The organism is Flavobacterium sandaracinum, assembly GCF_004349135.1.
GTDB lineage: Bacteria > Bacteroidota > Bacteroidia > Flavobacteriales > Flavobacteriaceae > Flavobacterium > Flavobacterium sandaracinum.
Genome location: NZ_SMFN01000045.1, coordinates 1 through 4863, shown reverse-complemented (window position 1 = coordinate 4863; position 4863 = coordinate 1). Strand labels below are relative to the sequence as shown.

The window sequence follows — 4863 nt, the reverse complement described above, 5'->3', positions numbered from 1 at the left end:
TTTCTTACATACAAAGTATAATTATTTGGTGCCAATCCTGAAAAAGTATTCGAAGATTGATACGTTGTACCATCCAAACTGTATTCTACACCCGATTGTGTAGTGATGAAAATACTTCCTGATGGAGTTGCACACGTTGGTTGCACTACGCTGGCTGTTGTTGGAACAACTGGAGGAAGAGGAACTGCATTAATCATAATTACAGTTGATGAAGGCGTAACACAGGTATTATCCGCTGTATTTCTTACATACAAAGTATAATTGTTTGGTGTCAATCCAGAAAAAGTATTCGAAGATTGATACGTTGTTCCATCCAAACTATATTCTACTCCCGATTGTGTAGTAATGGAAATACTTCCTGATGGAGTTGCACACGTTGGTTGCACTACGCTGGCTGTTGTTGGAACAACTGGAGGAAGTGGAACTGCATTAATCGTTATTACAGTTGATGAAGGAGTAACACAAGTATTATCCGCTGTATTCCTTACATATAAAGTATAATTGTTTGGAGTCAATCCTGAAAAAGTATTCGAAGATTGATACGTTGTTCCATCCAAACTATATTCTACTCCAGATTGTGTAGTGATGGAAATACTTCCTGATGGAGTTGCACAAGTTGGTTGCACTACGCTGGCTGTTGTTGGAACAACTGGAGGAAGTGGAACTGCATTAATCGTAATTACAGTTGATGAAGGTGTAGCACAAGTATTATCAGCTGTGTTTCTTACATACAAAGTATAATTATTAGGTGTCAATCCTGAAAAAGTATTCGAAGATTGATACGTTGTACCATCCAAACTATATTCTACTCCCGATTGTGTAGTGATGGAAATACTTCCTGATGGTGTCGCGCAAGTTGGTTGTACTACGCTGGCTGTTGACGGAACAACTGGAGGAAGTGGAACTGCATTAATTATCACAGCTGCTGATGGAACCGAAGGACAATTATTTAAACCGGTTACTGTAAACGTATAAGTTGTCTCTGGTACTAAATCATTGAATTCATAACTACTTCCAGATCCGGAAACAGGACTACCTAAAGATGGAGTAATTGTCCAAGTACCTAAAGAAGGTAAGTTATTCAATACAACACTACCAGTATTATTTATACAATTTGGCTGCACAACAGAATCAACACTAGGAGGAAGAGTTATATTATATTCAACGCTAATATCACTTGACGATGGTGTACATTGTCCATTTGAAATTGTCCAAGTAAAAACATAAATCCCTTCCTCAGTAACCCTCGCTGTAGAAGTTCCACTTGCAACATCACTAAAATTAACCTCTCCGGGACCGGATTTTTTAGACCAAGAACCCACACCAGCTAAGGGTGTATTACCTCCTAAAGGATCGCTAGTTAAAACACATTTAGACTGATCTGCACCAACTGTAGCTATTGTTGGATTTTCAACATAACTCATAGTAATATTCGCCTCTGCATAACAAGGTGTTAAAGCAGACGAAGCAACTACTACTGGATTTGAATCCTTACTATTAAAATCTATAGCTCCATTTCCGTAATCTAAATTACTAGCTCTCTCTGGACTCAAAAAGGAATTAGTAACTGAATAATTTGTTTCATCCTGGTCAGCAATAGTCATCGCAAAAAATTTAATATCCCCAGTTGTATAACCAATAAGTGATTTTAAAATTTCGACTTCAAAGCCTAAATTATAGTCTTTAACTCCACTATTATTTTTATCCACTCCCATAACAGAGGATGGGCTTCCAGTAGCTACAATTCCAATATTAGTTTTAATTGACAAACCTGTTCTCAGTTCAATTATATCAGCGCTATAATTATTTTCGCCTAAATCAGTTCCAATAGCTAAGCAATAATCTGCTTGAAAATAGGAGTCAAATGTACTTGGGCTATTGTTAAAATAGTTGAATGCATTAACTACAGGAATTGAACCTAATTCATCTCCATAATTTGAAATATTAAACCCTCCAGATTTTGTATCAAGGAACAACAAAATTCTTCTATTACTTAATACTTTTCCTGTGATTCCGAAGGTCAATTTATCTTCAGCGGGACTAATTTTCAAAGAATTAATATATCCCGTATTAGCACTAGCTGAAAGCGGGGCCGAAAGAAAATTATCTTCAAGTGCACCTGTTCCCCAAGCTTTTTCAGTAACATTCCCATCAAAATTAACAGCATAGCGCGTACGTACTCGAACTACCTGACCATCTGTTAATGTATTTGTAACGTATGTAGTATTGGTTGACATACCTTGCTTAACAACTCCATCAACAGAAAATTCAAAAAGATCACCCCCACCAGTAGCGGTAAATGTAACTGTAGTACCTAAACATAAAGGTGAAGACACATTATTTGCAGGAGAAACAGTCAAAGTAACAGCCGGAGGCACAATATAAACAGAAGCCACTACAGGAACGCGAATACTAATATCACCGCCTAATCTACTTTGTACATAATAAGTTCTTGTAGCACTGATATTAGGACTGTAAATATTTCCTGTATAAATGGGGATTACAGAAGACTGAGAAGTAAACCACTCAATTATCTCATTTCCATTTACTCCAAAAGCGGATATATTAACTTGTACTGGATTGATACCATCACCGCATAAACTTCCTGCAGCAGTTAAAGGGGAAGGTAAAACAGCTGAGATTTTTAAATTTCTTAAAAATTTTGATTTTTTAATCTGTTTTTTAACAGTGTCTAAAGAAATCGATTCAGGGATCAACTTAAAATTTAGATAATTTAATTTCTCGTCGCCTGGTAAATTTTTCGAACTCAAAGAAAAACCAAATAATAAATGAAACAGTAGAAATAAAAGTAATTTTTTCTTCATAAAACTGAAAATTGTTATTAAAATTTAGGTATAATAATTTTGGATTTAAATTTAAATATTTAAATCGATTTCCCTAACAAAATATTAATAAAAATTTAACAAAAGATAGATAGCTAAAGAAATCAAACGATAAGAAAAATTATTGTTTAAGATTTATGTTGAGTATGTTCTTAAATAAATAAAATGAGTGAATAATATTGAATTTACATCCAATATTTTGATAACTAACAACATTATACTACACCTTATTCTCCACGATAGTTTTTCATGTTAATTCAAAAACTTTAGATAACTAAAAACATTTAAAGGATCAAGAACAATACTTGGGGAGGAAATGTCGAAAAAAAATTAGAGATTTGTCGATCTAACAATTTGAGATGACTTCAATAGACCTTTTGAAATTCATGCTACCTGATTTTTTAGTTGACCACTTTGAGGTAGTTTCTGCTAATAACACACAGGAAATACTACACCTATATTTTGAGGAGAAAATAAAGTCTCCAAAAGAGTTTGATACCCTTGAATTAGTGTCAAAAGGATTTCAGGATGAAATTACCATTCAGGATTTTCCTCTAAGAGGTAAGTTTGTGTATTTGCATATCAAAAGACGCCGCTGGACTCATAAGTCCACTGGGGGAATTATTAAAAGAGATTGGACTTTAGTGGCTAAAGGAACCCGCATGACTGAAGAGTTTGCGGCTTTTTTAAAAGAAATTAATAGATAACAGCGCTACCGACTGTCACACCATCGGTAGGTTTTTCGGGATTAACGGAAAAAAACTTCAAAGACAGTATAAAAAACATCTGAGTTCCTTTAATACATGGGCTCCACGAGAACACGCTCATCAGTGGATTGTTTACCCTAAAAATATGGGCACACATTTATCGATTGACGAAGTGGCTTTGTCTCAGGGAGAACTTTATACCATTGTAACCAACAAGAAGTTCAAAGGCAAACAAAGCTGCTTAGTTGCTATTGTTGCCGGAACTAAGGCAGAGAAGGTCATAGAGCATATTTGTAAGATTGATTATAAAAAAAGAGCTTGTGTTCAAGAAATCACTCTTGACATGGCTAATTCGATGAAGTTGATCGCTAAAAAATGTTTCCCCAGAGCAATACAAGTCACAGATAGGTTCCATGTTCAAAAATTAGCTTTGGAAGCCATGCAAGAAATCAGAATCAAACAACGATGGGAGGCTATGGATCTTGAAAATCAATTGATAATGAAAGCCAAAAGAGAGAATAGAGCATATATACCGGAACTCTTGCCTAATGGAGATTCTGTAAAACAACTTTTGGCAAGAAGCAGGTATGTACTCTATAAATCTCGCGAAAAATGGACTGAGCGTCAAAACGAAAGAGCGCAAATGCTATTTGGGTTGTATCCAGATATAAAGAAAGCGTATAATTTAAGTCAGCAGCTTCGCGGTATTTATAATAACAACAACGATAAACACATTGCGATGACCAAACTAGCACATTAGTACAGAAATGTAGAGGAATCAGGTTTCAAAAACTTTAATATTATACTCAATACCCTAACTCTTAATTATAAGTCAATCTTAAACTATTTTGACAACAGAAGTACCAATGCTTCTGCAGAAATGAAATTCATGAACTCCAAAACAAAAAAATAAAAAGTGAATAATCCTTTAATGCAAAAATAAAAGCGTTTAGATCTCAATTTAGAGGCGTGAGGAACATAGAGTTTTTCCTTTTCAGACTAACAAATATTTAYGCTTAATTTTTGCTACTCCACAGGTTTTCGTTATGATCCTATGCTTTTCTACTACTGAGAAGTATTTATAACAAAAAACCCTTCATCTCTAGATGAAGGGTTTTTAAAGAAAGGCGACGACATACTCTCCCACATAACTGCAGTACCATCTGCGCAGGCGGGCTTAACTACTCTGTTCGGGATGGGAAGAGGTGAGCCCCGCCGCAATAACCACCTTAAGAGGTTATAATTGCTTTGGGCAATTACTGTAATGTTGTTTATTATTTGATAAACATCAATTACATAATATCTTAACATAC

At 35.0% G+C, this 4863-nt stretch carries 2 protein-coding genes, 1 rRNA gene and 1 pseudogene; 2 read left to right on the top strand and 2 right to left on the bottom strand.

The genetic code is table 11. The annotated features are described in order from the left end of the window. Nucleotides 1–2825 (bottom strand): hypothetical protein (locus E0F91_RS17430; protein ID WP_132067624.1); only part of this gene is annotated, 2825 nt, incomplete at its 3' end. 377 nt (nucleotides 2826–3202) lie between these two features. Between E0F91_RS17430 and E0F91_RS17425 the strand changes: the two genes are divergently transcribed. Together E0F91_RS17425 and E0F91_RS17420 are read left to right on the top strand one after the other, a co-directional pair. Next, nucleotides 3203–3550 carry an ISAon1 family transposase N-terminal region protein gene (locus E0F91_RS17425; RefSeq protein WP_132067623.1) on the top strand — a complete coding sequence of 116 codons (348 nt, stop codon included), beginning with the start codon at nucleotides 3203–3205 and terminating at the stop codon, nucleotides 3548–3550. After that, nucleotides 3543–4463: pseudogene (locus E0F91_RS17420) on the top strand (ISAon1 family transposase). The gene E0F91_RS17425 and the pseudogene E0F91_RS17420 overlap by 8 nt, the downstream one beginning before the upstream one ends. Before the next feature lie 209 nt (nucleotides 4464–4672). Here E0F91_RS17420 and rrf read toward each other — a convergent pair. Next, nucleotides 4673–4782, bottom strand: a 5S ribosomal RNA gene (gene rrf / locus E0F91_RS17415). Nucleotides 4783–4863: the final 81 nt, after the last annotated feature.

Coding starts and splice junctions, on each gene's coding strand:
- E0F91_RS17425 (WP_132067623.1), top strand. CDS start 3,203: ATGACTTCAATAGACCTTTTGAAATTCATGCTACCTGATTTTTTAGTT.